Annotated in this window: 26 protein-coding genes; 13 read left to right on the top strand and 13 right to left on the bottom strand. The window is 67.9% G+C overall.

Annotation, left to right across the window (positions count from 1 at the left end; translation table 11 throughout):
- Positions 1 to 16 precede the first annotated feature (16 nt).
- Entirely contained in the window at positions 17 to 613 is a 597-nt protein-coding gene (locus DYQ94_RS07165) for a TetR/AcrR family transcriptional regulator (protein ID WP_126966985.1), read from the top strand.
- A gap of 60 nt (positions 614 to 673) precedes the next feature.
- Positions 674 to 1,765, top strand: coding sequence for an NAD(P) transhydrogenase subunit alpha (locus DYQ94_RS07160; RefSeq protein WP_160955069.1), 1,092 nt, complete (start codon positions 674 to 676; stop codon positions 1,763 to 1,765).
- 168 nt (positions 1,766 to 1,933) lie between these two features.
- On the opposite strand, the gene DYQ94_RS07155 is transcribed toward DYQ94_RS07160, so the two are convergent.
- The 3 genes from DYQ94_RS07155 to DYQ94_RS07145 are packed head-to-tail and all read right to left on the bottom strand — an operon-like array spanning position 1,934 to position 3,335.
- The gene (locus tag DYQ94_RS07155) at positions 1,934 to 2,425 is read right to left on the bottom strand and encodes a DUF3106 domain-containing protein (RefSeq protein ID WP_126966984.1); all 492 of its coding nucleotides are present in this window, start codon (positions 2,423 to 2,425) and stop codon (positions 1,934 to 1,936) included.
- Positions 2,426 to 2,430: 5 nt separating this feature from the next.
- On the bottom strand, positions 2,431 to 2,775 hold the full coding sequence (locus tag DYQ94_RS07150) for a hypothetical protein (protein ID WP_126966983.1): 345 nt from the start codon (positions 2,773 to 2,775) through the stop codon (positions 2,431 to 2,433).
- On the bottom strand, positions 2,772 to 3,335 hold the full coding sequence (locus DYQ94_RS07145) for an RNA polymerase sigma factor (RefSeq protein WP_046345793.1): 564 nt from the start codon (positions 3,333 to 3,335) through the stop codon (positions 2,772 to 2,774). The genes DYQ94_RS07150 and DYQ94_RS07145 overlap by 4 nt, the downstream gene beginning before the upstream one ends.
- A gap of 123 nt (positions 3,336 to 3,458) precedes the next feature.
- On the opposite strand from DYQ94_RS07145, the gene DYQ94_RS07140 reads away from it, so the two are divergent.
- Entirely contained in the window at positions 3,459 to 3,764 is a 306-nt protein-coding gene (locus tag DYQ94_RS07140) for an NAD(P) transhydrogenase subunit alpha part 2 (protein ID WP_046346232.1), read from the top strand.
- Positions 3,761 to 5,218, top strand: a complete 1,458-nt coding sequence (locus DYQ94_RS07135; protein ID WP_126966982.1) for an NAD(P)(+) transhydrogenase (Re/Si-specific) subunit beta — start codon at positions 3,761 to 3,763, stop codon at positions 5,216 to 5,218. The genes DYQ94_RS07140 and DYQ94_RS07135 overlap by 4 nt, the downstream gene beginning before the upstream one ends.
- 813 nt (positions 5,219 to 6,031) lie before the next feature.
- Here DYQ94_RS07135 and DYQ94_RS07130 read toward each other — a convergent pair.
- Positions 6,032 to 6,451 carry a hypothetical protein gene (locus DYQ94_RS07130; protein ID WP_039523735.1) on the bottom strand — a complete coding sequence of 140 codons (420 nt, stop codon included), beginning with the start codon at positions 6,449 to 6,451 and terminating at the stop codon, positions 6,032 to 6,034.
- Positions 6,452 to 6,625: 174 nt separating this feature from the next.
- Here DYQ94_RS07130 and sufT point away from each other — a divergent pair, with 174 nt between their 5' ends.
- The 5 genes from sufT (at position 6,626) to DYQ94_RS07105 (ending at position 14,115) form a co-directional block, all read left to right on the top strand.
- The gene (gene sufT, locus DYQ94_RS07125; RefSeq protein WP_016900709.1) at positions 6,626 to 7,180 is read left to right on the top strand and encodes a putative Fe-S cluster assembly protein SufT; all 555 of its coding nucleotides are present in this window, start codon (positions 6,626 to 6,628) and stop codon (positions 7,178 to 7,180) included.
- A gap of 64 nt (positions 7,181 to 7,244) precedes the next feature.
- Positions 7,245 to 8,330, top strand: a complete 1,086-nt coding sequence (locus DYQ94_RS07120) for a branched-chain amino acid aminotransferase (RefSeq protein ID WP_039523741.1) — start codon at positions 7,245 to 7,247, stop codon at positions 8,328 to 8,330.
- Between the two features lie 315 nt (positions 8,331 to 8,645).
- Complete coding sequence (locus tag DYQ94_RS07115; RefSeq protein WP_024938591.1) at positions 8,646 to 10,391, top strand: serine protease ExpR; 1,746 nt, start codon at positions 8,646 to 8,648, stop codon at positions 10,389 to 10,391.
- Between the two features lie 250 nt (positions 10,392 to 10,641).
- Entirely contained in the window at positions 10,642 to 12,051 is a 1,410-nt protein-coding gene (locus DYQ94_RS07110) for a S8 family peptidase (protein ID WP_024938590.1), read from the top strand.
- Between the two features lie 366 nt (positions 12,052 to 12,417).
- Positions 12,418 to 14,115 (top strand): S8 family peptidase, encoded by a 1,698-nt coding sequence (locus DYQ94_RS07105; protein WP_126966981.1) that lies wholly within the window; start codon positions 12,418 to 12,420, stop codon positions 14,113 to 14,115.
- 199 nt (positions 14,116 to 14,314) lie between these two features.
- On the opposite strand, the gene ybaK is transcribed toward DYQ94_RS07105, so the two are convergent.
- The 4 genes from ybaK to wrbA form a co-directional block, all read right to left on the bottom strand.
- A complete protein-coding gene (gene ybaK / locus DYQ94_RS07100; RefSeq protein ID WP_024938588.1) occupies positions 14,315 to 14,788 on the bottom strand; it encodes a Cys-tRNA(Pro) deacylase in 474 nt (157 codons plus the stop codon).
- Between the two features lie 4 nt (positions 14,789 to 14,792).
- Positions 14,793 to 15,278, bottom strand: coding sequence for an asparaginase domain-containing protein (locus tag DYQ94_RS07095; RefSeq protein ID WP_016900703.1), 486 nt, complete (start codon positions 15,276 to 15,278; stop codon positions 14,793 to 14,795).
- Positions 15,279 to 15,363: 85 nt separating this feature from the next.
- A complete protein-coding gene (locus DYQ94_RS07090) occupies positions 15,364 to 15,708 on the bottom strand; it encodes a DUF2069 domain-containing protein (RefSeq protein WP_126966980.1) in 345 nt (114 codons plus the stop codon).
- The gene (gene wrbA, locus DYQ94_RS07085; RefSeq protein WP_172454310.1) at positions 15,705 to 16,361 is read right to left on the bottom strand and encodes an NAD(P)H:quinone oxidoreductase; all 657 of its coding nucleotides are present in this window, start codon (positions 16,359 to 16,361) and stop codon (positions 15,705 to 15,707) included. The genes DYQ94_RS07090 and wrbA overlap by 4 nt, the downstream gene beginning before the upstream one ends.
- Positions 16,362 to 16,412: 51 nt before the next feature.
- On the opposite strand from wrbA, the gene DYQ94_RS07080 reads away from it, so the two are divergent.
- From DYQ94_RS07080 to DYQ94_RS07065, 4 genes are all read left to right on the top strand, one after another.
- Positions 16,413 to 17,690, top strand: coding sequence for a YihY family inner membrane protein (locus tag DYQ94_RS07080; protein WP_024938585.1), 1,278 nt, complete (start codon positions 16,413 to 16,415; stop codon positions 17,688 to 17,690).
- Positions 17,687 to 18,295, top strand: a complete 609-nt coding sequence (locus DYQ94_RS07075; protein ID WP_024938584.1) for a TlpA family protein disulfide reductase — start codon at positions 17,687 to 17,689, stop codon at positions 18,293 to 18,295. The genes DYQ94_RS07080 and DYQ94_RS07075 overlap by 4 nt, the downstream gene beginning before the upstream one ends.
- Positions 18,295 to 18,561 carry an acylphosphatase gene (locus DYQ94_RS07070; RefSeq protein WP_102252735.1) on the top strand — a complete coding sequence of 89 codons (267 nt, stop codon included), beginning with the start codon at positions 18,295 to 18,297 and terminating at the stop codon, positions 18,559 to 18,561. The genes DYQ94_RS07075 and DYQ94_RS07070 overlap by 1 nt, the downstream gene beginning before the upstream one ends.
- A gap of 84 nt (positions 18,562 to 18,645) precedes the next feature.
- Positions 18,646 to 19,869 (top strand): hypothetical protein, encoded by a 1,224-nt coding sequence (locus tag DYQ94_RS07065; protein WP_126966979.1) that lies wholly within the window; start codon positions 18,646 to 18,648, stop codon positions 19,867 to 19,869.
- Here DYQ94_RS07065 and ppk2 read toward each other — a convergent pair.
- From ppk2 to hemA, 5 genes are all read right to left on the bottom strand, one after another.
- Positions 19,851 to 20,633, bottom strand: coding sequence for a polyphosphate kinase 2 (gene ppk2, locus DYQ94_RS07060; protein WP_024938581.1), 783 nt, complete (start codon positions 20,631 to 20,633; stop codon positions 19,851 to 19,853). The genes DYQ94_RS07065 and ppk2 overlap by 19 nt on opposite strands.
- Before the next feature lie 30 nt (positions 20,634 to 20,663).
- Positions 20,664 to 21,182, bottom strand: a complete 519-nt coding sequence (gene moaB, locus DYQ94_RS07055) for a molybdenum cofactor biosynthesis protein B (protein ID WP_024938580.1) — start codon at positions 21,180 to 21,182, stop codon at positions 20,664 to 20,666.
- A 158-nt stretch (positions 21,183 to 21,340) separates the two neighbouring features.
- Positions 21,341 to 23,047 carry an O-linked N-acetylglucosamine transferase, SPINDLY family protein gene (locus DYQ94_RS07050; protein ID WP_126966978.1) on the bottom strand — a complete coding sequence of 569 codons (1,707 nt, stop codon included), beginning with the start codon at positions 23,045 to 23,047 and terminating at the stop codon, positions 21,341 to 21,343.
- A complete protein-coding gene (prfA, locus tag DYQ94_RS07045) occupies positions 23,044 to 24,129 on the bottom strand; it encodes a peptide chain release factor 1 (protein ID WP_046345802.1) in 1,086 nt (361 codons plus the stop codon). Before prfA ends, DYQ94_RS07050 begins: the two co-directional genes overlap by 4 nt.
- A complete protein-coding gene (gene hemA / locus DYQ94_RS07040) occupies positions 24,107 to 25,405 on the bottom strand; it encodes a glutamyl-tRNA reductase (RefSeq protein WP_065031998.1) in 1,299 nt (432 codons plus the stop codon). Before hemA ends, prfA begins: the two co-directional genes overlap by 23 nt.
- Positions 25,406 to 25,424: the final 19 nt, after the last annotated feature.

The raw sequence follows: 25,424 nt of genomic DNA, 5'->3' as shown, positions 1-25,424 counted from the left end.
GATTTGCGAAGCCGCCATGTCCCACGCGCCCAAGTCAGCGACGTATCACCACGGCGATCTGCCCGCCGCCCTGCGCCGCGCGGCCTGGGAGATCGTCGGCGAATCGGGTCCGCGCGGGCTGAGCCTGCGCGAGTGCGCCCGCCGTGCGGGCGTTTCGCATGCCGCACCGGCACATCACTTCGGCTCGCTGGAAGGCCTGGTGGTGGAACTGGTCGCAGACGGGTACGAACGCATGGTCGAGTGGATCGTGCAGGCCCAGCGCGAGGTCGACCCACTGCTGGGCGGCGGCCTGGGCTATATCCGGTTCGCCATCGCCTACCCGCAGCAGTTTCGCCTGATGCAGAGCCTGGAGCCGCAGCGACGCAGCCTGCCGCGCCTGCTGGCGGCCACCGATGCGGCAATGGCCTGCCTGCGCGATGCCCTGCATGCGGCCTGGCTGGCCCGGCACGGCAGTGCGCCGGATGCGCACCTGCTGCATCAACGGGTGCTGCTGGCCTGGAGCGCGGCGCATGGTTATGCGTGTCTGGCCATCGACCACCGCACCGAAGCGGTGGCGCTGGCACCGCCCGAGCAGTTGCTCGCCCCGATGCTGCCGGCCTTGCTGACGCCCTGAGCGTGGCTGCCGCGCTCTGCTAGCATCGCCGCGACGACAGGCGCGCGAGCGGAGCAAGCCATGGCTGTGCAGGTGCTGGTGCTGAAAGAACGCGCGGCAGGCGAGCGCCGCGTCGCCGCCACGCCGGAAACGGTCAGGAAACTGGTCGCGCTCGGCGCCAGCGTGTGGATCGAGCCAGGCGCCGGCTGTGCCAGCAGCATGGCCGACGCCGCGTATCTGCAGGCCGGGGCGCAGCTCGCCACGGCAGACACGCTGGCCCAGGCCGAGGTGCTGCTGAGCGTGCAGGCACCGCCCACCGAACTGCTGCAGCAATGCAGGCCCCACACCGTGCTGATCGGCATGCTGGCGCCGGACGCCGACCCGGCACGTGCGCAGGCGATTGCCACCGGTGCGCTGGTCGCGTTTCCGCTGGAGCGCCTGCCGCGCACCACGCGTGCGCAATCGATGGATGTCTTGAGTTCGCAGGCCGGTATGGCCGGCTACAAGGCCGTGCTGATCGCCGCGCAGCTGGCGCCGCGCTTCTTTCCGATGCTGACCACCGCCGCCGGCACCATGCGCCCGTGCAAGGTGTTGGTGATCGGTGCGGGCGTGGCCGGGCTGCAGGCGATCGCCACCGCCAGGCGGCTGGGCGCGCAGGTCGAAGGCTTCGATGTGCGCCCGGAAACGCGCGAGCAGATCGCCTCGCTGGGCGCGCGCTTCCTGGATCTGGGCGTGAGCGCGGCCGGCGAGGGCGGTTATGCGCGCCAGCTCACCGACGACGAACGCGCCGAACAGCAACGCCGGCTGGCCGAACACCTCAAAGGCGTGGACGTGGTGGTCTGCACCGCCGCCGTGCCCGGCCGGCCGGCGCCGAAGATCCTGAGCACGGAGATGCTGCACGGCATGCGCGCCGGCAGCGTGATCGTCGATCTGGCCGCGGAAACCGGCGGCAATTGCGCTGCCACCCGGCCCGGCGATACCTATGAGCGCGACGGCGTGGTGATCGCCGGGCCGCTCAACCTGGCCAGCCAGGGCGCGGTGCACGCCAGCGAGATGTTCGCGCGCAACGCCTACGCGTTCGCCGCATTGCTGATCAAGGATGGCGCGCTGTCGTTCGACTGGGACGACGAACTGCTGGCCAAGACACGCTGGTCGGCGCCAGCGACTGCGTAGCCCCGCCGAGCCCATGCGCCTTGCGCACTGGCGGGTAGGAGCGCGCTGGCGCGCGATGGCGCTTTATCGGTAATGCTCCGTCGCGCGTCAGCGCGCTCCTACGGTGGCCGCGCGTGACTGGGATGCACCGGTGCGCTGACGGGTTGCGCTTGCCGCGGCAGCGCCGCGTCAGTCGTCGGTGGGCGGATGCTCGCGCAGCCAGGTGCTGCGTTCGGCCGGGCTCATCTTCTGCCAGCGTTGCTGCAGCTCATTGCGTTGTTGCTGGTTGAGCGTGCGCATGCGTTCGAACAAGGCCTTGGCCTCGCGGCGTTGCTCCGGGCTCATGTTGCGGAAGCGGTCCATGCCGGCCTTGGCCTGTTTGCGCTGCTCCGGGGTCATGTCCAGCCAGCGGCGCGCATGGCGATACATGCGCGGGCGTTCTTCCGGCACATCGTTCCAGCGTTCGCGCAGCGCATCGATCAGCACCTGCCGCTGCTGCTGGGTGAGCTTGTCCCACTCGGGCATCGGCGTGTCTGCCTCGCGCGGTCCGGGTCCTCGCGGGCCTGGGCCATCCGGCGGTGGCGGTCCCGGCGGTCCGGGGGAATGGGCCTGGGCCAGCAAGGACGCGCAGGGCACGGCGCACAGCAGCAGGGTCAACAACAGGCGGGTGGTGCGGGTCATCGTGCTTATTCCATGGCCAGGGCGGTATCGGACCCCAGCCAGACGTACAGGTCCGGATTCTGGGTCAGCATGTCGTCGGTATCGGTGGTGGTGCCGGCGACCACCTGGGTCGGGGTGCGGTCCGGCGAGGCGCGCTCGCCTGGACGCAGCTGCAGGCCGATGCCGACCGCCAGCAGGCCGGAACACGCAGTCGCCAGCAACCAGTAGCCGCGCCGGGCGCGCGTGGGAGCGGCCGCCTGACGGGCCTGGCGCAGGCGCGCCAGGGTCTGCGGCGGCAGGCTGGTCAGTGCGGAGGCATGCAGCTGGCGCAGGTGCGCATCCAGCTGGGCCGGGTCGTGGGAGCGGTTCACAGGAAATCCTCGAACTGTTTTTGCAACGCGTCGCGCGCACGCGACAGGTGGGTTTTGACCGAGCCTTCCGAGCAGCCCATCGCCTTGGCGGTGGTGGCCACGTCCAGGTCTTCCAGCACGCGCAGCGTGAACGCTTCGCGCTGGCGCGCAGGCAGGTTGCGCAAGGCCTCGACCAGCCGTTGGTAGGCCTGTTGATGCTGTTGTTCGTCCACCGGGCCGGTGCCGGGGTCGGCCCAGTCGATGGTGCCCTCGTCGTCGGCGCGTTCGGCCGGCGCCCAGAACTTCAGGCGGAAGCTGCGCCGGCGCTGCAGGTCGATGATGCGGCTGCGCAGGATGCTCCAGAACAGCGGCGTCCATTCGGCGGCCGGGCGCTCGCGGTAGCCGAGCAGCTTCACCATGGCGTCCTGCACGGCGTCCAGCGCATCTTCGCGGTGACGCAGGCCGGCCTCGGCAAAGCGGAACGCACGCGGGCCGATGCCGGCCAGGAAGGCGTCCAGCGAAACCGGCACGGTGGCGGCCGGTGCGGCAGGTTGCGGATCGAAAGGGGTTCCCACCAGCACAGCGTAGCTTCCGCGGAGACGATACGACGTCAACGGGCGAGTGCCGATTCGGTTGACACGCGCCCGGGCGCGCACGGCGTGGGTATGATCGGCGGGCCGCACCGGCCAGTGGAGCGAACGACGATGAGCGACGGATTCGTAGCGCTGTACATCTTCATGCTGGCGGCCATCGCCGGCCACGTGATCATCTCGCGGGTGCCGGTGATCCTGCATACCCCGCTGATGTCCGGCTCCAACTTCATCCACGGCATCGTGCTGATCGGTGCGATGGTGGTGCTGGGGCATGCCGATACCACGCTGGAAAAGGCGCTGGGATTTGTCGCGGTGATGCTGGGTGCGGGCAATGCGGCCGGTGGTTACGTGGTGACCGAGCGGATGCTGGACATGTTCAAGTCCAGCAAGAAGCCGTCGGGCGGGGACGCGCCATGAACGTCTCCACTGCCGAGCTGCTGGCATGGCTGGTGAAGTCCAGCTATCTGGTCGCGGCGACCTTGTTCCTGCTCGGGCTGCAGCGCATGGCGTCGCCGCTGACCGCGCGCAGCGGCATCCGCTGGGCCGGGCTGGGCATGCTGATCGCCACGGTGGCGACATTCTTCCTGCCCGAGCTGCATAACGTGCCGCTGATCCTGGCCGCGCTGGCGATCGGAACCGGGGTGGCGTGGTGGTCGGCCAGGAAGGTCGCCATCACCGACATGCCGCAGATGGTGGCCTTGTACAACGGCATGGGCGGCGGCTCGGCGGCGGCGATCGGGGCGGTGGAGTTGCTGCGCTTTGCCTTCTTCGCCAACCGCGACACCACCCACTGGAGCGCCCAGGCGATTGCCGAACTGGCGGCGCGGCGGCCGGACACCACCACGGTGGTGCTGGCGGTGGTGGGCTCGGCGATCGGCGCAGTGTCGCTGTCCGGGTCGATCGTGGCCTGGGCCAAGCTGGATGGCCGGCTCGACCGTCGGGTGACCTTTGCGGGCCAGCAGGCCTTCAATCTGCTGGTGGCACTGGCGGTGCTGGTGCTCGGCATCTGGGCGGCCAGCAGCCTGCAGCCGCTGGCGATCATCGCCTTCTTCGTGGTGGCGCTGGCGCTGGGTGTATTGATGACGCTGCCGATCGGCGGTGCCGACATGCCGGTGGTGATCTCGCTGTACAACGCATTCACCGGCCTGGCGGTGGCGTTCGAAGGCTATGTGCTGGGCAACGAGGCGCTGATCATCGCCGGCATGATGGTCGGCGCGGCCGGCATCCTGCTGACGCGCCTGATGGCCAAGGCGATGAACCGGCCGATCAGCGGCGTGCTGTTTTCCAACTTCGGCGGCGGCGGGCAGGCGCAGGAGATCGCCGGGGCGCAGAAGCCGATCGAGGCCGGCGACGTGGCGGCGATGATGGCGTTCGCCGAGCGGGTGGTGATCGTGCCCGGCTACGGCATGGCGGTGGCACAGGCGCAGCACAAGATCTGGGAGCTGGCGCAGCGGCTGATCGCGCGCGGGGTCAAGGTGAAGTTCGCAATCCACCCGGTCGCCGGGCGCATGCCCGGGCACATGAACGTGCTGCTGGCCGAAGCCGGCGTGCCCTACGACCTGATCGCCGACATGGACGACATCAACCCCGAGTTCGCCAGCACCGACGTGTCGCTGGTGATCGGCGCCAACGACGTGGTCAACCCGGTGGCCAGGACCGACCCGGCCAGCCCGATCTACGGCATGCCGATCCTGGACGTGGTCAATTCGAAGAACACGATAGTGATCAAGCGCGGTAAGGGCACCGGCTTTGCCGGCATCGAGAATGCGCTGTTCTACGCCGACAACACCCGCATGCTGTACGGCGATGGCGCGGAAGCGGCCGGCGCGCTGGTCAGCGAGCTGAAGGCGCTGGACGGGGGCGGGCACTGAGGTGTCGTGCGGCTGACTTGGCGGATGAATTTGCGAAGCTGCTTGGTCGAGGGGGCGGTGTTCTCGCTGCCAGTTCCTTGCAGCTGAGCCGCAGATCGGCTGCTTCACGAACGCTCTATCCGCACCATCCGGCCAGTCTTATCAGCCAGCCCGAAACAAGCCACCGAGCTTTTGAGTCACAGCAGTGCTTAGTGACAGTCAAAAGCTCGGCTCTTCGAGTGCGCGGTGCCCTCACCGCTTGCGGGACACGCCGTGAATCCGTCCGTGGAGGCTCCTTGGCGGCATCCATGCCGCCAAGGGTCCCGCAACCGGCAAGGACACCGCACCAGGAAGTTGGTCGGTGGTCGAATGAAAAGCTGCCTGTTGCGATTGCAAGTCTTGCGTTGGGACGCTGAAACGTTTGCAGGTTGCTTTGTTGAGCCGCTGCCGTTACCCGGTTTGTGCTGGAAAGCCGATCGAACGCACGGTGATCCGAACAACACACACACACCAGGCTTTGCTTGCAACCAAACCACCGACCATCTCGACAGGTCCTTGCCGGCCCATCGTCGCGGGCTCTTACGCGGCATGGATGCCGCGTAAGAGCCTACATGGACGTACTTGCGGCGTGTCCTGCGATGGTGGGCCGGCAAGGGCCCTGCAGCAAACTCGCAGCGTCGAGGGCCCCGCAGCCAAGCCGCAGAGCTCCCCGGAAATCGCTGCGTCAGGAAAATAAAGCGCCAGCGCTAAGCAGGAGCGGCGTGACTAGAGCTGTGCACATGAAGCATCAGCTTCAACGGATGCCGAGTGGCAGCCATTGCGAACGCGTCCGACTCAGCGCGCCGCCCACCACGCCAGGACCAGCGCGGCGGCATAGCACAGCAGGTCGAAGCCGTTGTTGGCCAGTTGCAGCAGGGTCCAGGCCAGCCCGGCGCCCATCTTCTGTGCCGAGGTCCACGGATCCAGGCCCAGTGCGTTACCCAGCTGCGCCGAGGCGATGCCCCAGTTGGCGCCGACGATGATCAGCGCGGTCGCCACGACCGCGATGCCGATGCGCAAGGGACCGGCGCCCAGCGTGCCCAGGCGCAGCATCCAGACGATTTCCAGCGCCACCAGCACCGCCATCCAGCCGGCCTGGTTGCCCAGCGCGAGCGCGATGAGCATCCAGGCGATCAGGGCGGTGACGCATCCCAGCAGCAGGAGCGGGGGCCAGAGCCAGTGGGCGGTTCTGGCGGACGCGGTGGTAGGCGGCATTGGAGCTCCTGACAGTGCGCACATGATAAAGCGCGCGATGTACTTTGCGCGGTGATGGACGCGCCGATGGAATGCAGCGTCGTCGCCGGCTCCATCCCGCAACGGCAGCGGCCTTGCCGTGGTCGGCTAGAATGGCGGACTTGCGCGCATCCGCCGCGGCCCCATATCCAGCCCATGTACTCCCGTAGCAGCGAACCCGTCCAGTTCGAACGCGATTGCGATGCCGTCATGGTGCCGCAGGGCGATTCGGTGACCCTGCCCGCAGGCAGTTACGGCTATATCACCCAGGCGCTGGGTGGCAGCTATACGGTCTTTGTCGAAGGCAACCTGTTCCGCATTGCCGGCAAGGATGGCGATGCGATCGGCAAGGAGGCCCCGCCGGGGCTGGAATTGCCCGCCGATGCCAGCGACGAAGAGGTGGAGGCACTGGTGTGGCAGCAGTTGCGCACCTGTTTCGACCCCGAGATCCCGTTCAACATCGTCGATCTGGGCCTGGTCTACGAGGCGGTGGTCAGCCATCGCGAGGAAGACGATCAGCGCCGGGTGGACGTCAAGATGACCCTCACCGCGCCCGGTTGTGGCATGGGCGAGATCCTGGTCGACGACGTGCGCAGCAAGGTCGAAATGATTCCGACCATTGCCGAGGCCGACGTCGAGCTGGTCTTCGACCCGCCGTGGGGCCGGCATATGATGTCCGAAGCAGCCCGTCTCGAGACCGGCATGCTCTGATCGTCAGGCGCCATGTCCAAGAGGTGGCGCCGCGTCCTTTCGCCCGCCATACAGGAATCTTCCGGTGTCCGTGTCCTTCGCTTCCACCCGTTCCCCGTCGCCGCGCAGTGCCGACGAGCTGTCCGTGATCCTGGCCGCGCCCGGCTTCGGGCTGCATTTCACCGACCACATGGTCGCCATTTCCTGGACCAACGAGCTCGGTTGGCACGACGCGCAGGTACGCGCGTATGGCCCGCTGCAGCTGGATCCGGCCGCCTCGGTGCTGCATTACGGCCAGGAAATCTTCGAAGGCATCAAGGCCTACCGGCATGCCGACGGCTCGATCTGGACCTTTCGCCCGCAGGCCAATGGCGAGCGGCTGCAGCGCTCGGCGCGGCGGTTGGCGCTGCCGGAACTACCGGTGGACCTGTTCGTCGAATCGCTGCGCCAGCTGGTGGCGGTGGATGCGAGCTGGGTGCCGTCGGCCCCGGAAACCAGCCTGTACTTCCGCCCGTTCATGATTGCCGACGAGGCGTTCCTGGGCGTGCGTGCGGCGCACAAGGCCTCGTACTACGTCATCGCAAGTCCCGCCGGTCCGTATTTCGCCAAGGGCGTGGCACCGGTGTCGATCTGGTTGTCCACCGAGTACGCACGTGCGGCCAAGGGCGGCACCGGTGCGGCCAAGTGCGGCGGTAACTATGCCGCCTCGCTGCTGCCGCAGCAGAAGGCCTATGCGCAAGGCTGCTCGCAGGTGCTGTTCCTGGACCCGGTGGAAGGCAAGTACATCGAAGAACTGGGCGGCATGAACGTGTTCCTGGTCTACAAGGACGGCACGCTGGTGACGCCGGAACTGTCCGGCAGCATCCTGGAAGGCATCACCCGCGACAGCATCCTGCAACTGGCCCGCGATCGCGGCATGCAGGTGATCGAGCGCAAGGTCGCCATCGATGAGTGGAAGCAGGGCGTGGCGTCGGGCGAGATCACCGAGGTGTTCGCCTGCGGCACCGCTGCCGTGGTCACCCCGATCGGCGAGCTGAAGGGCGATGGCTTTGCGGTCGGCGATCTCTCCGCACCGGCCGGCGAGGTGACCATGTCGCTGCGCCAGGAGCTGACCGACATCCAGTACGGGCGCGTCCCGGACCGCCACGGTTGGCTGGTGCGTCTGTCCTGAGCCAGCGCATCGCGTCAAAAAAGGCCTCTGCGCGGTCGCGCAGGGGCCTTTTTTTTTGGGGCAACGCAGCAGGTATGTGCCAATTCATGTCCGGATGTGTCGTCAACTGGCTGAACGGTGCCGTACGGTGTCACAAATCTGATATTTAATTTTTCGAAAGTGCGAACTTCTTATTGTCCAGTCTGGTTGTAGTGCGGTAGGTTCGCTGAACGGATCGATAACAGGGGATCGGTCCGGGACCTCGGTGCTGACCTATGGAAGGCGGCACCGGCTACCACCGCTACGGCGGTTCTCTTTGATCTAGAAGGGAATTCGATGTCGAACGAGTCTTTTCGCAAGCGCCCCCGCGCACTGACCATCCTGAGCGCAGCTGCGCTGACCTCGTTGTTGCTGGCAACCCCGGCCTTTGCCGGCGAGGTGTATCTGGATGGCCTGGCCACCGCCCAAACCCACCAGAAATTCATCGTGACCTATAAGGACGGCAGCACCGCGCTGGCCAGTCCAACCGCGCTGAGCACCTCGCTGCGCACCGCCGCGCGCGCTGTTCCGGCCAAGGCCGGCAAGGCGTTGGGCCTGAACTCGGTGCGCCGCCTGGCGCTGGGACCGGAGCTGGTCAAGGCGGACCGTGCACTCGACCGTGCCGAAGCCGAGACCCTGATGCGCCAACTGGCCTCCGACCCCAACGTGCAGAGCGTGGAAGTCGACCAGATCCTGCACGCCACGCTGACCCCGAACGACACCCGCCTGTCCGAGCAGTGGGCCTTCGGCACCACCAATGCCGGCCTCAATATCCGCCCGGCCTGGGACAAGGCCACCGGCGCCAATGTGGTGGTGGCGGTGATCGACACCGGCATCACCACCCATGCGGATCTCAACGCCAACATCCTGCCGGGCTACGACTTCATCAGCGATGCCGCCACGGCGCGCGATGGTAACGGGCGCGACAGCAATCCCGCCGACGAAGGCGACTGGTACGCCGCCAATGAATGCGGCTCCGGTATTCCCGCCGCCAACTCCAGCTGGCATGGCACCCATGTGGCCGGCACGGTGGCCGCAGTGACCAACAACACCACCGGCGTGGCGGGGACCGCCTACAACGCCAAGGTCGTGCCGGTGCGCGTACTCGGCAAGTGCGGCGGCTCGCTGTCGGATATCGCCGACGCCATCATCTGGGCCTCCGGCGGCAGCGTCAGCGGCGTGCCGGCCAACGCCAATCCGGCCGAAGTGATCAACATGTCGCTCGGCGGCGGCGGTACCTGCTCGACCACCATGCAGAATGCGATCAGCGGTGCGGTCTCGCGCGGCACCACGGTGGTGGTGGCGGCAGGCAACGATTCTGCCAACGTGTCCGGTTCGCTGCCGGCCAACTGCGCCAACGTGATCGCGGTGGCAGCCACCACCTCGGCCGGCGCCAAGGCCAGCTATTCCAACTTCGGCACCGGGATCGACGTGTCGGCGCCGGGCTCGGCGATCCTGTCCACACTCAACAGCGGCACCACCACCCCGGGCAGCGCCAGCTACGCGTCCTACAACGGTACCTCGATGGCGGCGCCGCATGTGGCCGGCGTGGTCGCGCTGGTGCAGTCGGTCGCGCCGAGCGCACTTACGCCGGCCGCCGTGGAAACCCTGTTGAAGAACACCGCGCGTGCGCTGCCGGGCGCCTGCTCGGGCGGCTGCGGCGCCGGCATCGTCAATGCCGATGCGGCGGTGACTGCCGCCATCAGTGGTAGCAATGGCGGCGGCGGTGGAGGTACCGGCAACACCCTGACCAACGGCACGCCGGTCACCGGACTGGGCGCAGCCACGGGTGCGGAACTGAACTACACCATCGCAGTGCCGGCCGGTAGCGGCACGCTGACCGTGGCGATCAGCGGCGGCAGCGGCGATGCAGACCTGTACGTGCGTGCCGGCAGTGCGCCGACCGACACCACCTACACCTGCCGTCCGTACCGCAGCGGCAATGCTGAGACCTGCAGCATCAGCGCGCCGTCTGGCACTTACTACGTGCGCCTCAAGGCGTACAGCACGTTCTCCGGCGTGACCTTGCGCGCCAGCTACTGAGGCACGTCGGCACTGCCTGGCCCCGGCCAGGCAGTGCCGATCCGATCCGCTGCACCCCATCAGCGACCTATTGCCACGTCTGCCGCATCGGCAGGCGCCGGCTGTGTGTTGCCGCTCGACCGGAATGGACATCGGTCAGTCGTCTCGCCGGGCGCCCGCGCCCGTGCACTGCCTGACCCGATCCGCAGCACGTGGAGCCGGTTCGGCCATCTCGCCGCAATTGCGGTACCTCTCAATTAAGGAACGATCGATGTCCAATGTGTCGCAACGTCGTGCGCCCACGCGCGCGCTGGTGGTTCTAGGTGTGTCCGCGCTGACTTCGCTGCTGGCAGTGCCGGCGTTTGCTGGTCAGGTCAATCTTTCCGGGCTGGATTCGCAGCCCACCCTGGACCGCTTCATCGTCAAGTACAGGGACGGTTCCAGCGCCGCGGTGAGCCCGACCTCGCTGCGCGCATCGCTCAATTCGGTCGCCACCGCCGTGCCGGCCCGCGCCGGCCGTGCGCTGGGCCTGAATCACGTGCGTCGTACCGCACTGGGGTCGGAAGTGCTCAAGACCGACCGTGGCCTGGACCGTGCCGAGGCCGAGACGCTGATGCGCCGGATCGCCGCCGACCCGAGCGTGGAGTACGTGGAAGTCGATCAGATCATGTACCCGACGCTGACCCCCAACGACACCCGTCTGTCCGAGCAGTGGGGTTTCGGCACCACCGCCTCGAGCATCAACGTGCGTCCGGCCTGGGATACCGCCACCGGCACCGGTGTGGTGGTGGCAGTGATCGACACCGGCATCACCAGCCACCCGGACCTCAACGCCAACGTGCTGCCGGGCTACGACTTCATCAGCGACGCGGCGCGTGCGCGCGACAACAATGGCCGCGACAACAACCCGGCCGACCAGGGCGACTGGCGCGCAGCCAACCAATGCGGCTCCGGCGTGGCAGCGGCCAACTCCAGCTGGCACGGGACCCATGTGGCCGGCACCATTGCCGCGGTCACCAACAACAGCACCGGCGTGGCGGGGACCGCATTCAATGCGCGCATCGTGCCGGTGCGTGCGCTGGGCCTGTGCGGCGGCACCACCTCCGACATTGCCGACGCAATCGTGTGGGCATCCGGCGGCACCGTCTCCGGCGTGCCGGCCAATGCCAATCCGGCCGAAGTGATCAACATGTCGCTGGGCGGCAACGGCACCTGCTCGAGCACCTACCAGAACGCCATCAATGGCGCGGTGTCGCGCGGCACCACGGTGGTGGTGGCGGCCGGCAACAGCAATGCAAACGTGGCCAACTTCACCCCGGCCAGCTGCGCCAACGTGATCTCGGTGGCGTCGATCACCTCGGCCGGCGCGCGTTCGAGCTTCTCCAACTTCGGCAGCACCATCGACATCTCCGGCCCGGGCTCGGCGATCCTGTCCACGCTCAACAGCGGCACCACCACGCCGGGCAGCGCCAGCTACGCCTCCTACAACGGTACGTCGATGGCGGCACCGCACGTGGCCGGCGTGGTGGCGCTGGTGCAGTCGGTGGCCAGTCGTCCGCTGACCCCGGCGGCGGTGGAAACGCTGTTGAAGAACACCGCGCGTCCGCTGCCGGGCGCCTGCTCGGGCGGCTGCGGTGCCGGCATCGTCAACGCGGCCGGTGCGGTCAGCCAGACCCCGTAAGACGCCTCGCGGTGCCAGCGGCTGAGCCGTTGGCACCGCTGCGGTCTGCGTGATGCGGTGTGTCTGCAGCACGCTCGATACCCCCATTGCCCCGCCAAAGTGCGGGGCAATGGCGTTTTGGGGGCAGCGCTGGAGGGTGGGACGGCGCGGTCCTGGCCGCCGCCGGCATCTGCCTCTCGAGCGGCCACCTTAACCAACCCGGTGGTTCGCCACGCCTGGCCAGCGATACCGGCTCAGGTCCGCGCATACCCGGTCGATAGCGTGGGCAGGTGGGCAGCGACGCCAGTCGGCGCGCCTCACCACGATGCAAGGGCGGCACAGATGTGCCCTCGTTTGCACCACGACATCCCGGGGAGGGGTCGATCCATGCGTTATTTACCGTTCAAGGGGCTGCGCCATGTCGCGCTGGCCTGTGCACTGCTATGCGGCACTGCGCCTGCATTCGCTGGCGACGTCAGCCTGCAGGGGCTGGGGTCGGCATCGGCCCATCAGCGTTTCATCGTCAGCTACAAGGACAGCAGCGTCGGCAACCGTGGGCGCCTGAGTGGCTCGTTACGCGAGATCGCCCGTGCGGTGCCGGCGCGGCGCGGGCGAGCGCTCGGCCTGTCGTCGTCGCGCTGGCTTGGAGTCGGGCCGCAATTGCTGGTGGCCGATCGCGCGCTGGACCGGGTCGATGCGGAAACCCTGATGCGTCGTCTGGCGGCCGACCCGGCGGTCAAGCGCGTGGAAGTGGACATGCTGCTGCGCCCGATGCTGGTGCCCAACGACAGCCGCCTGTCCGAGCAATGGGCGCTGGGGACCACCAGCGCCGGCATCAACGTGCGCCCGGCCTGGGACAAGGCCACCGGCAGGGGCGCGGTGGTGGCGGTGATCGATACCGGCGTGACCGCGCATCCGGAGCTGTCGGCCAATGTGCTGGCCGGCTATGACTTCATCAGCGATGCCTTCATTGCCCGCGACGGCAACGCGCGCGACACCGATGCCGCCGATCCGGGCGACTGGGCCGCGGCCAACGAGTGCGGCAGCGGCGCAAGCGCGTCCAGTTCCAGCTGGCATGGCACCCATGTGGCCGGCATCGTCGCGGCCGCCGCCAACAATGGCGCCGGCACCGCGGGCGTGGCGTTCAATGCAAAGGTGCTGCCGGTGCGCGTGCTGGGCCGTTGCGGCGGCTATCTGTCCGACATCGCCGATGCGATCGTGTGGGCCTCCGGCGGCACGGTGTCCGGCGTGCCGGCCAATCCGACCCCGGCCAGGGTGATCAACCTGTCGCTGGGCGGCATCGGTTCCTGTTCCACCACCTTGAGCAATGCGATCGCCAGCGCGGTGTCGCGCGGCACCAGCGTGGTGGTGGCTGCCGGCAACAGCAATATCGACGTATCCAAAAGCGTGCCGGCCAATTGCCCGAATGTGATCGCGGTGGCGGCGACCACCTCGGCCGGGGCCAAGGCCAGCTTTTCCAACTTCGGCCAGGGCGTGGATATCGCCGCGCCGGGGCAGGCGATTCTGTCCACGCTCAACAGCGGCAGCGCGGCGGTGGGCACCCCAGGTTACGCGGTCTACAGCGGCACCTCGATGGCGGCGCCGCATGTGGCTGGCGTGGTGGCATTGATGCAGTCGGTGGCGCTCAATCCGCTCAGTGCGGCCAGCGTCGAAGCGATGCTCAAGAGCACGGCGCGTGCATTGCCGGTGGCGTGTCCGCAGGGGTGTGGGGCAGGGTTGGTCAACGCCGATGGTGCGGTGGCTGCGGTGATCGCCTCGACCACCCTGACCAGCAATGCAGCACGCAACGGCCTGGCCGCAGCCACCGGTGGCTCGCTGTATTACCAGGTCAACGTGCCCGCAGGCACGCGCAGCCTGCGGGTGGCGCTCAGCGGTGGCAGCGGCAATGCCGATCTGTCGCTGCGTGCCGGTGCATTGCCGAGCGATACCGCCTACAGCTGCCGCACTGCGGTGGTGGGCAATGCCGACAGCTGCACGCTGAGCGCACCCGCGTCAGGGGTGTACTACGTGCGGCTCAAGGCCACGCTGGCGTTCTCGGCGGTTACGCTGGTGGCTACGTACTGAGCGTGCGCGGAGTCCTGCGCCGGTGGGGTGCAGGACTTCGGTCTTCCTTGGGGCGTGATCTTGCATCGGCCATGTGACGCCGGCGAACCCATCACGCCGCAGCGGAGGTGCGTGATCGCTGCCGCAAACCGGAGCCACCTGTGGATTTCCAGATGCCGGCTTGCGTCAGCCGGCCACGCGGCGCGGTGTCTCGCCGCAGCTAGTCGCAAACACTACAGGGCCGCGCCTGCAATGCGGCAACGATGCCATCGCCCGGCAATTCCAGCAGCAAGCCGCGTTGCCCGGCGTTGATCCACAGCGACGGGGCATCCAGTGCACTGGCTTCGATCACGACCGGCGCCTGGCGTTGCTGCCCCAGCGGGCTGATGCCGCCGACCTTGTAGCCGGTGCGACGCTCGGCATCGGCCACCTCCATCATGCGCGCCGACTTGCCGTTGCAGGCACTGGCCAGTTTCTTCAGCGACACCCGGCGATCGCACGGGATCACCACGCACACCGCCTGGTCGTCGACCCAGGCCATCAATGTTTTCAGCACCGTGTGCGGCGCCAGTCCCAGGGCGTTCGCCGCCTGCACGCCCTTCGCATCGGCATCGGCCTGGTAGGCGTAGGGGTGCAACACGTAGGCCACGCCGGCGGCATCCAATGCCTTGGTCGCGCGGGTGGCCTTGCTCATGGCGTCAGAGCGATTCGAAGCGGTTGGCGGCGACGTTCTTGCGCACCTTTTCCGGATTCCAGATGCGCCCGTTCATGGCGATATACACGCCCGCAGGCAGCGACTGCACCGCGCCGACCGCGCAGCCGATGTTGAACTCGGCATCGGAGCCGCGAAAGCGCGCCGGATTGAGCGCGCCGGTCATCACGATGGTCTTGTCGGCGATGGACTGCAGCACCTTGCCGGTTTCCACCATCGAGTCGGTGCCGTGGGTGATCAGCACGTGGCGGGTCGGCTGGGCGGCGATGGTGGCGCGCACCAGTTCGCGGTCGGCGTCGGTGATGTGCAGCGAATCCTTGCGGATGATCGGAATCACCGAGAAGCGGAAGGTCACGCCCAGCTCCTTGAGGATCTGGCCGATCTGCGGGTCGCCGATCTGGTAGTCCGATTTGTCGTCGAAGTAGATCTTGTCGATCGTGCCACCGGTGGTGACGATCAGGAGGTCTTCCATTGCTGCGGGTCCTTCAAACGGGCGCGGTGCAGGCCGCGCGAGGGCCGTCATGATACGACCCCGGCGCGGGTGCTGCCCAAGCGGGTCAACGTGGAGGGCGCTTGCGGCCGAAGCGCGCCGCCATGCCGGGGCCGCCCACCAGTGCCACCACCAGCAGGGCCAGCAGCACTTCCAGCCAGGCCAGCCCACGCGCCTGCGGCTGGGTCCAGGCGGCCATCACGCCGTGACTGAACCAGCCCAGCGCGAACACGCCGGCCCAGAAACGCGCACGTGCGCTGCGCAGCGCCAGCGTGGCCATCAGCGCCGGCGGCAGTGCGAACACCAGCAGCGCGGCAGTGCGGTGGCGGTCGTCGTGAAACCAGCTCACGAACAGCACCGTCAGCGCGATCAGCGCGGCCGTCAGCAGCCAGTGCGTGGCGCGTAGGCTCATGGGCTGGCCAGGCGCCGGGCGATATCGGCCACCCGGCGGCCCAGCGCACGCGCCAGCAGCGCTTCGTCCTCGCTCGGTTGCGGGTCGCCGCCGGCGCCGGAGACATGGCTGGCGCCATAGGGTGTGCCGCCGCTGGTGGTATGGCTGAGCGCCGGCTCGGTGAACGGGATGCCGACGATCAGGCAGCCGTGGTGCAGCAGCGGCAGGTGCATCGACAGCAAGGTGGATTCCTGGCCGCCGTGCATCGAGGCGGTGGAAGTGAACACGCCTGCCGGCTTGCCGGCCAGGATGCCGCTGGCCCACTCGGCGCCCAGGCCGTCGAGGAAATGCTTCATCGGCGCGGCCATGTTGCCGAAGCGGGTCGGGCTGCCCAGCAGCAAGCCGCTGCATTCGGCCAGATCGGCCTTGTCCACGTACGGCGCGCCCTCGTCCGGCACCGGCGGGGCGCTGGTCTGGGTCACCGCCGCCACCGGCGGTACCGTGCGCAGCCGCGCGCCCATGCCCGGTACTTCGCCGATGCCGCGCGCGATCTGCCGCGCCAGCCGCGCCACCGAACCGCCACGGCTGTAATACAGCACCAGAATCTCCGCCATCGCGCATCTACCGCCTGTGTGAGTTGCCGCAGTATCGGCCAAGCCACCGCCTGCCTGCACGCCGCAGTTGCGGCAAGGCCGCGATGACGGCGCATCGGGTACCCTTGCGCGATGTTGCGCGTGAACAAAATCCACCAATGGAAAGAACGGCTGCGCGACCGCGCGCGGACGGTCAGCTTCGGGCGCTTCCTGTGGCGCCGCTTTCTCGACGACCGCCTGTTCCAGGCGGCCGCCTCGCTCGCTTACACCACGGTGTTCGCGCTGGTGCCGCTGGCGATCGTGGTGTTCGGGGTGCTGTCGGCGTTCCCGGCCTTCAACGAGTGGAAGGACGCGCTGACCGACTTCATCTTCAACAACTTCGTGCCCGGCGCGGCGCGCTCGGTGCAGAACTACCTCAATCGTTCGCTGGAGGATCTGGGCAAGTTCACCGTGGCCGGTATGGTCGCGCTGGTGGCCTCGCTGCTGATCACCCTGCACAGCATCGAGCAGACCTTCAACAGCATCTGGCGGGTCGCCGCCGCACGCCCGAAGGTGACGCGCTTCCTGATCTACTGGACGGTGCTGACCCTGGGCACGATGCTGGCCGCCGCCTCGATGGCGATGGCCGCCTACGTGTTCGCGCTGCCGCTGTTCCGCACCACCGAAGGCCAGTGGCTGGCCGAATTCGCCTGGCGGCTGGCGCCGATGGCGGTGGAATTCGTCTGCATCGTGCTGATCTACCGCGTGGTGCCGCAGCATGGGGTACGCCTGCGGCATGCGCTGCCGGGCGCGTTGCTGGCGGTGATCCTGATGGAAATCGTCAAATGGGGCTTCGGCTTCTATCTGGGCAATTTCCAGACCTACCAGCGCATTTACGGCGCGCTGTCGGCGCTGCCGATCCTGCTGTTGTGGATCTACCTGAGCTGGGTTTCGGTGCTGCTGGGCGCCTCGCTGGCCTCCTCGATGGCGGCATTCCGCTACCAGCCCGAAGCGATGCGGCTGCCGCCGGGTTTCGAGATCTATGGCCTGCTGCGCCTGCTCGGCCGCTTCCGCCAGGCACGCATCCACGGCAACGGCCTGGATGAAGACCGCATCCTGGCGCTGGAGCCGATGCTCACCGACACGCTGATGCAGGAGTTGCTGTGCGAACTCAAACGCATCCGCCTGCTGCGCCGCGACGAGCGCGGCCAATGGCTGCTGGCACGCGACCTGGACGTGGTGCCGCTGGCCGAACTCTACGAAAGCTGCCAGCTGCGCGTGCCGATCGAAGACCGCCCCCTGCCGTGCCGCGACGATGCCTACGGCCAGGCCGCTGCCGCTGCGCTGGAACAACTGCGCCAACCCTTGCGCAGCGTGCTGGCGCAACCGGTCGGCGACCTCTACACCCACCTTCCCGGAGACCTCCCATGACCGTGCGCCTTGTGCGCGGCGCCTGTGCGCTGCTGTTGCCGCTGTTGCTGCTGACCGCCTGCAAGCCCACCGGCGAGGGCACGCCCGCCGCCGGCGGTGCAGCGCCAGCGACCACCGCACAGACGCCGCAAAAGCCGGCCGCTCCCGCCGACCCGGCCAGCCCAACCGACACCTCGGTGGTGCAGCAGACCGCCGAGATGCCCAAGCTGTCGCTGCCGACCGTGACCGGCGAGGCCTACGACCTGGCCGCGCATCGCGGCAAGTGGGTGGTGGTCAATTTCTGGGCCACCTGGTGCGCGCCGTGCCTGAAGGAAATGCCCGAGCTGTCGGCGCTGCACACCATGCGCGACACCGTCGAAGTGGTGGGCCTGGCCTATGAAGACATCAGCAGCGCCGACATGCAGGCGTTCCTGAAGGACCACCCGGTGTCGTACCCGATCGCCATTCTCGACCCTTACCAACCGCCGCAGGACTTCGCCACGCCGCGCGGCTTGCCGATGACGTATCTGATCGGGCCGGACGGCAAGGTCGCCAAGCAGTTCCTCGGCCCGGTGACCGCACGCGACATCGAGACGGCGGTGGGCATCACCGGCAAGGCCGGCTGATGCAGGCGGCGCGCTTTATCGTCACCGGCGTGGTGCAGGGCGTGTGGTTCCGCGCCTCCACCCGCGAGCGTGCGGTTGCGCTGGGCCTGCGTGGGCATGCGCGCAACCAGCCCGACGGCAGTGTGGAGGTGGTCGCTGCCGGGCCCGCCGTCGCGCTGGATGCGCTGGAATCCTGGTTATGGCAAGGCCCGCCGGCGGCCAGGGTCGCGGCGGTGACCCGCACGCCCTGCGCGCCGCCGCCGACTGAAGAATTTGTAACTGGCTGAGTCGCTGCCAGTCGAGCAGGCCAACAGACTTGCGATGCGTCGCCGATAACCTTGTCAGCGCGATCAGGCGTGCAGGGGGAATATATGGCCGCTCCATCTCAAGATCACACCGACGGGCAGGAACTGCCTACCCGCAACCGTCGCCTGGCGCAGCTGGCGCCATGGCTGTACCTGGGCGTCCTGTCGGGCAGTGGCTGGCTGCTGTTTCTGCAGCCGCAGACCCGCGTGCTGCAGCCGGGGCAGGCGGCCACCAGCTGGCTGCTGGCCTGGATCTTCGGCGGCATCGTGATCGCTGCGGTGCTGTGGAGCCTGAAGCTCGCACGTCACGGCCTGGGCGCGTCCGCTGCCAGCTATCCGCTGTCGGCGCGTCTGCCCGATTCCTGGGCCGACGCCTACGCAGCCCTGTTGCGCCCGGCCCCCGCGGTGCCGCTGTCGGCCTCCAGGCCGGATCCCGCCGGCACCCAGCGCGGCGCAGCCTGGCACCGTTTCGGCGGCGGCATGCTCAACGTGGAGAATTTCGATCCCAACGACGCCACCCGCGCGCCCTGGGACACCCTCGATGCCCAGGCCTGCATCGCGCGTCTGGACGATCTCCGTCCGGCCTGGCAGAACGCCACCGCCAACCGCGCGCTGCAACAGGAGCGTCGCTATTGGCTGGACGTGGTGCTGTCGCTGCTCGACCACGGCGTGATGCGCCCGCTGCAGGACGGCTACCTGCCCGACACCGCCACGCTGCGCACCGAACGTTTCCTGCTCGGCGCCGATGCCGGCCCGATCGTCCTGGCCGAAGTGCCGGCGCTGTTCGCACGCCGCCTGGCGCTGGCGATCGAGACCATGCCTGCCCCGCAGCGCGAGGCCGCCGGCGTCCAGTGGCGTCTGCTGCAGCAACTGCACGGCCTGGTTGCCGAGAGCCGCATGCTGGACGAGCGCTCGCAGGTCATCCAGGTGCTGGCGTGGAACCCGGATGTGGACCTGGATCAGGTCGAAGTGGCCTATATCCTGGCTGCCGAGTACCGCCAGGGCATGCGCGACTGGTTGCGCCGCGCCGCGCTGGTGCGTCTGCCCGACAGCGCGCTACGCCTGGACGAAGTGCTGCTGTCGTCCTGCAGCCCGCTCGGTGCGCAGGCCGACGACGTCGACTACATCGAAGCGATGCGCCCGCTGCACCGCGGTTTCATGCAGCTGTTCAGCCAGCGCCTGAGCCAGCTGGTGCTGCAGGCCGAGCAGGCCGAGCGCCAGGCCGGGCTGTACCCCTTGCCACGTGCCACTGCGGCCAGTGACGAGATCTCTCAGGACTGGCCGGCGTAATCGTCGATCGGTTCCAGCACGCCGTAACGTTCCTTGTGCGGCTTGCCGTCCAGTGGCGGCAGCTGCAGCGTGTCATCTGGCACCGCGGTGTCCGGGAGCCGATCCAGCAGATTGCGGATCAGGCTCAACCGGCCGCGCTTCTGGTCGTTGAAATCCACCAGCGTCCATGGCGCGTCCGGCGTATGCGTTACCTCGAGCATGCGCTCACGCGCGGCGGTGTAGTCCTCGTACTTGCTGCGTGACTGCAGATCCACCGGCGACAGTTTCCAGCCCTTGAGCGGATCTTCCTGGCGTTCGGCAAAGCGCTGTTCCTGTTCGGCCTGATCCACGCACAGCCAGTACTTGAACAACAGGATGCCGTCGTCGACGAGCAGTTGTTCGAAGCGCGGCGCCTGCTCCAGAAACGCGTCGTACTGCGCGTCGGTGCAATAGCCCATCACCCGTTCCACGCCGGCGCGGTTGTACCAGCTGCGATCCATCAGCACCAACTCGCCGGCCGCCGGCAGGTGCGCCACATAGCGCTGGAAATACCATTGCGTGCTTTCGCGATCGTTGGGTGTCGGCAACGCCACCACCCGGCACTGGCGCGGGTTCAGATGGCTGGCGATGGCCTGGATCACACCACCTTTGCCGGCGGTGTCGCGGCCTTCCACCAATACCAGCGCGCGCTGGTTGGTATGCCGCAGCCAGCGCGCCATGTTGACCAGTTCCAGCTGCAGCGGTGCCAGCAACTTCTTGTAGGCCTTGCGTTTCAGGTGCGACATGCGCGTTCCAACAGCGATGGAGCGCGCAGGCTATTCGCCCAGACGTGGACGCAGTGTCGCCAGATTGCAGGGCTTGGTCCGCGCATCCAGCTGCGCACGCACGATCTTTTCCCAGGCCGTGCGGCAGGCCGAGGTGGAGCCGGGCAGGCAGAACACAAAACTGTGATTGGCCAGCCCCGCAAACGCGCGCGACTGCAGTGAGGAGGTGCCGATTTCGTCGACACTGACCGCGCGGAACAACTCGCCGAAACCGGGCATGGTCTTGTCCAGCAACGGGGTAATCGCCTCCGGCGTGCTGTCACGGCCGGTAAAGCCGGTGCCGCCAGTGATCAGGATGCCGTCGACCTGCGCATCGGCGATCCACGCAGAGACGATCGCGCGCATGCGGTAGCGATCGTCCGGACACAGGGCGCGCTCGTGCAGCACATGGCCGTCGTGAGTGAGGGCATCGACCAGATAGTCGCCGGAGCGATCATCGGCCAGCGTGCGGCTGTCGGACACCGTCAGCACGCACAGGTGCAAGGGAATGAAGTCGGGATTGGAAGGCATGCCCCAAGCCTAGCGAGCCGGAACGACCGGGTACAGCACCACGGCGTGAAGCCGCACAATGGACGAGTCTCTTTCGAACCCCTCTCCCCCGGGAGAGGGGTTGGGGTGAGGGTACAGCGGAGGACAGCCATCGACCTTGAAAAGGCAAGCAGCCCGCTCTAGTTACCCAACCAACCATGTTGGCGCGCGAGTGCTTGCATCAGATCCGCGAATCCGTCGGCAAACCCATCCATATCGAACACGCCCGACTCGCGCCGACGCTCCGCCACCCGCGCACGCAGCGCACTCAATGCCGCTGGGTCAGTCGCCAACGCCACCGCCTTGGCAACGAACGCAGCGTCATCGGCCACATTCATCTCATCCAGGCCCAGATGATGATTCAGGCTGCCGGCCACGCGCGCGGCAAATGTCTCGCCGGGCGTGGTCAACACCGGGCAACCGGCCCATAAGGCATCCGATGCGGTGGTATGCGCGTTGTACGGATGCGTATCCAGGAACAGGTCCGCATGCCGGTAGCGCGCCAGATACTGCGCGTGCGGCAGCTTCGGCATGAACACCAGGCGCTGCGCAGCCACGCCTTGCGTCTGCGCCACCGCACGCAGGCGTGCATCGGCCTCGCCCGGTCCGGACAACAGCCACAGCACGCTGCCCGGCACCGCACGCAACACGACCAGCATGCGCGCCATGCTGCGGGGATTGAGCTTGTAGCTGTTGTTGAAGCAGCACAGCACTACGCCATGCTCGGGCAAACCGCACTGCGCCCGCGACGGCGGCTCGGCGACCACGCGCGAGGTGTCCGACGGCTGAAACGCACCGTTCAGGCGCAGCACGCGCTCGCGGTAGAACGGCTCCAGCGACGACGGCAGCGCAAACGCATCGCCCAGCACATAGTCCATCCACGGCGCGCCCGACGTGCCCGGATATGCCAGCCAGTTGAGCTGCAGCGGCGCCGGCCGCAGTGCGAACACTTCCGGGCGCCCGCCACCGCCCCAGCCGCGCAGGTCGAACAGCAGATCGATGCGCTGGTCGCGGATGTGCTGCGCGGTGGCCAGGTGCCCGAGCGCGGTGACATCGTGCAGCGTGGTGGCTTGCGCCAGGCGCGCGCGGATCTCGCTGCGGTCGTCATGGCTGGTGGCGAACAGATGCAGTTGTAGCGCCGGCTGCCGGCGCTTCAGCGCTTCGAACAGCGCGACCGTCAGCAAGCCGGTGGGGTGCGCACCAAACCCGTTGGAAACGAAGCCGAGCCGCAACCCGCCCTGGCTGCGCATTGCAGTCGGCGGTAACGGGCGCAACATCGCAGCGACTGCCTGCGCGCGCGTCCGTGCACATGCAAGCTGTTCGGCAGCGCTGGTGTCCTCGCTCAGGAAGGCGAACGGTTCCACCGCGGCAGCGCCCTGCGCCACGGCACTGCGCACCTGCGCAGCGAGCGCATCCAGCTCACGCCAGTCGCACAGGCGGCGTCGCCAGTTGAGCAGTTGCGCAGCGATATACGGCTCATCGGGCAGCAGCTGATGCGCACGCGTATACGCGGCCGCGGCAGCTTCGGCCTGGCCTGCATCTTCCAATGCATGCCCCAGCCACAGCGCGATGCCCGGATGTTGCGGCACCAGGTCCGATGCCTGCTGCAACAACGCTGCCGCGTCGGCATGCCGTTGCTGCGTCCAGCGCACCCGGCCAAGCCGCGCCACCGCTTCCGGATGGCCTGGCTGCAGTGCAAGCGCGCGTTGTACCGCGGCCTCGCCTGCAACGATTGCGCCCATGCCGAGCTCGGCATCGGCCAGCATCAGCCATGCGATGAAGTCGCCCGGCTGGCGTCGCACCGCCTCGCGCAGCTGCAGCAGCTCGCGCGGGACCTGCGCACTCACGGGCTGTCGCTCAACCGTGCCAGTTCGTCGGCCTGATGCTCGTGCAGCAGTCGTGCGATCAGTGCATCCAGATCGCCTTCGATGATGTTGGGCAGGTCGTACAGCGTCAGGCCCTCCACGCGATGGTCGGTGATGCGGCCCTGCGGGAAGCTGTAGGTGCGGATGCGCTGGCTGCGGTCGCCGCTGCCGACCTGCAGCTTGCGCGTCTGCGCTTCGGCGGCGGCCGCCTTGCTGCGTTCGGCTTCCACCAATTGCGCCTTCAGCCGCTTCATCGCTTTGTCACGGTTGGCGTGCTGGCTGCGCTCGGTCTGGCATTCCACCACCACGCCACTGGGCACATGGGTGATGCGGATCGCCGACTCGGTCTTGTTGACGTGCTGGCCGCCGGCACCGGACGAGCGGAAGGTGTCCACCTTCAGGTCGGCCGGGTTGATCACGATCTCTTCCACATCGTCGGCTTCGGGAATGATCGCCACCGTCGCCGCCGAGGTGTGGATGCGGCCCTGCGACTCGGTCGCCGGCACGCGCTGCACACGATGGGTGCCGGATTCGAATTTCAGCCGCGAGTACGCGCCGCGTCCGACCACCCGTGCAACCACTTCCTTGTAGCCGCCGTGCTCGCCGGGGCTGTCGGATTCGATTTCCACCTTCCAGCCCTGGCGCTCGGCATAGCGCGCGTACATGCGGAACAGGTCGCCGGCAAAGATCGCCGCCTCGTCGCCGCCGGTACCGGCGCGTACTTCCAGGAACAGGTTGCCGTCATCGCGCGGGTCGCGCGGCACCAGCAGCAAGGCCAGTTGCGCATCCAGTTCTTCCAGGCGTGCCTGTGCGGCGGCGATCTCCTCTTCGGCCAGCTCGCGCATTTCCGGATCGTTGCGCATCGCCTCGGCAGCGCTCAGGTCGGCCTTGGCGCGCGCTTCGTCTTCCAGGGCCACGGCCACCGGCTCCAGCTGCGACAGTTCGCGCGACAGCGCGCGGAACCTGTCGTTGTTGTTGACCACATCGGGGTCGGAGAGCAGGTGCTGCAGTTCTTCGCGGCGCTCGGCCAGCGCTTCGAGCTTACGGCGCAGGGTCGGCGTCATCGGTCCTCACGATCGGGGTGGCTACAGGGGGATGTCGATAACCCGGCTTTTCCGGGAACAGCCGGTCGGCCGCGTTGGTCAAGTCCAGGTCGTTGTTGAGCGCGGCATCGCGCAGCGCGGCGGTGGGCGGATGCAGCAGCCGGTTGGTCAGCGCATGCGCCAGCTGTTCCAGTACTTCGTCGGCCGGCTTGCCGTTGTGCAATTGCTGGCGCGCCTTGGCCAGCAGTTCGTCGCGGGTGCTGTCGCCGAACGCGCGCAAGCGCTTGAGCGGCGCCTGGCGCGCGTTGGCCTGCAAGGTCTCGACATAGCGAGCCACCTGCAGGTCGATGATGGCTTCGGCCTGGTCGGCGGCTTCACGGCGGCCGCGGCGGTTGTCTTCCACCGCGCGTTCCAGGTCGTCCACCGTGTACAGGTAGGCGTCGCCGAGTTCGGCCACCGAGGCTTCGATGTCGCGCGGCACCGCCAGGTCGAACAGCAGCATCGGCTTGCGCTTGCGCGCGCGCAGTGCCTGTTCCACCTGCACCCGCGTCACGATCGGCTCGCGCGCGGCAGTGGCCGAGAACACCACGTCGGCTTCGGCCAGATGGCGGTCCAGATCGGTCAGCGGCAGCGCGTAACCGCCGTGCTGGCTGGCCAGCGTCTGCGCATGCGCAAGCGTGCGATTGGCGATCAACAAGCGGCGCACGCGGCCTTCGCTCAGATGCTTGGCCGCCAGCTCGATGGTTTCGCCCGCGCCGATCAGCAGCACGGTGGACTCGTTGAGCCGCGCGAAGGATTCCTGCGCCAGTCGTACCGCAGTGGAGGCCACCGACACCGGATTGGCACCGACGCGGGTATCGGTGCGCGCCCGCTTGGCGACCGAGAAGGTCTGCTGAAACAGGCGGTCCAGCCCGCTACCCAGCGCGCCATGTGCACGGGCCACTGCCCAGGCATCCTTGACCTGGCCCAGGATCTGCGGCTCGCCCAGCACCATCGAGTCCAGCCCTGTGGCGACGCGGAACAGGTGGCGCACCGCCGCTTCCTCCTGATGCTGATAGAGGTAACCACTCAAGCCCGGCGCATGGGTTTCCAGCCAGGTCACCAGGCTGTGCGGGTCGTCGGACATCGCATACAGCTCGGTGCGGTTGCAGGTGGACAGCAGCGCGGCCTCGCGCACCTGCGGCAACGCGCGCAGGGATTCGAGCGCGCGCGGCAACGCGTCACCTGCGAACGCCGCGCGTTCGCGCAGGTCCACAGGTGCGGTCTGGTGATTCAGTCCGAGCACCCACAACGTCATTGTTCAGTTGCTTGCGATA

This window comes from Xanthomonas sp. LMG 8993, assembly GCF_009835065.2.
Taxonomy (GTDB): Bacteria; Pseudomonadota; Gammaproteobacteria; order Xanthomonadales; family Xanthomonadaceae; genus Xanthomonas; species Xanthomonas arboricola.
The sequence above is the reverse complement of the archived record's forward strand: the minus strand, read 5'-3'. Positions and strand labels throughout refer to the sequence as shown.

Excerpts from the sequence above, each read along its gene's own strand:
- DYQ94_RS07165 (WP_126966985.1), top strand. The coding sequence starts at position 17 with ATGTCCCACGCGCCCAAGTCAGCGACGTATCACCACGGCGATCTGCCC.
- DYQ94_RS07160 (WP_160955069.1), top strand. The coding sequence starts at position 674 with ATGGCTGTGCAGGTGCTGGTGCTGAAAGAACGCGCGGCAGGCGAGCGC.
- DYQ94_RS07155 (WP_126966984.1), bottom strand. The coding sequence starts at position 2,425 with ATGACCCGCACCACCCGCCTGTTGTTGACCCTGCTGCTGTGCGCCGTG.
- DYQ94_RS07140 (WP_046346232.1), top strand. The coding sequence starts at position 3,459 with ATGAGCGACGGATTCGTAGCGCTGTACATCTTCATGCTGGCGGCCATC.
- DYQ94_RS07135 (WP_126966982.1), top strand. The coding sequence starts at position 3,761 with ATGAACGTCTCCACTGCCGAGCTGCTGGCATGGCTGGTGAAGTCCAGC.
- DYQ94_RS07130 (WP_039523735.1), bottom strand. The coding sequence starts at position 6,451 with ATGCCGCCTACCACCGCGTCCGCCAGAACCGCCCACTGGCTCTGGCCC.
- sufT (WP_016900709.1), top strand. The coding sequence starts at position 6,626 with ATGTACTCCCGTAGCAGCGAACCCGTCCAGTTCGAACGCGATTGCGAT.
- DYQ94_RS07115 (WP_024938591.1), top strand. The coding sequence starts at position 8,646 with ATGTCGAACGAGTCTTTTCGCAAGCGCCCCCGCGCACTGACCATCCTG.
- DYQ94_RS07110 (WP_024938590.1), top strand. The coding sequence starts at position 10,642 with ATGTCCAATGTGTCGCAACGTCGTGCGCCCACGCGCGCGCTGGTGGTT.
- DYQ94_RS07105 (WP_126966981.1), top strand. The coding sequence starts at position 12,418 with ATGCGTTATTTACCGTTCAAGGGGCTGCGCCATGTCGCGCTGGCCTGT.
- ybaK (WP_024938588.1), bottom strand. The coding sequence starts at position 14,788 with ATGAGCAAGGCCACCCGCGCGACCAAGGCATTGGATGCCGCCGGCGTG.
- DYQ94_RS07095 (WP_016900703.1), bottom strand. The coding sequence starts at position 15,278 with ATGGAAGACCTCCTGATCGTCACCACCGGTGGCACGATCGACAAGATC.
- DYQ94_RS07090 (WP_126966980.1), bottom strand. The coding sequence starts at position 15,708 with ATGAGCCTACGCGCCACGCACTGGCTGCTGACGGCCGCGCTGATCGCG.
- DYQ94_RS07080 (WP_024938585.1), top strand. The coding sequence starts at position 16,413 with ATGTTGCGCGTGAACAAAATCCACCAATGGAAAGAACGGCTGCGCGAC.
- DYQ94_RS07075 (WP_024938584.1), top strand. The coding sequence starts at position 17,687 with ATGACCGTGCGCCTTGTGCGCGGCGCCTGTGCGCTGCTGTTGCCGCTG.
- DYQ94_RS07070 (WP_102252735.1), top strand. The coding sequence starts at position 18,295 with ATGCAGGCGGCGCGCTTTATCGTCACCGGCGTGGTGCAGGGCGTGTGG.
- DYQ94_RS07065 (WP_126966979.1), top strand. The coding sequence starts at position 18,646 with ATGGCCGCTCCATCTCAAGATCACACCGACGGGCAGGAACTGCCTACC.
- ppk2 (WP_024938581.1), bottom strand. The coding sequence starts at position 20,633 with ATGTCGCACCTGAAACGCAAGGCCTACAAGAAGTTGCTGGCACCGCTG.
- moaB (WP_024938580.1), bottom strand. The coding sequence starts at position 21,182 with ATGCCTTCCAATCCCGACTTCATTCCCTTGCACCTGTGCGTGCTGACG.
- prfA (WP_046345802.1), bottom strand. The coding sequence starts at position 24,129 with ATGACGCCGACCCTGCGCCGTAAGCTCGAAGCGCTGGCCGAGCGCCGC.
- hemA (WP_065031998.1), bottom strand. The coding sequence starts at position 25,405 with ATGACGTTGTGGGTGCTCGGACTGAATCACCAGACCGCACCTGTGGAC.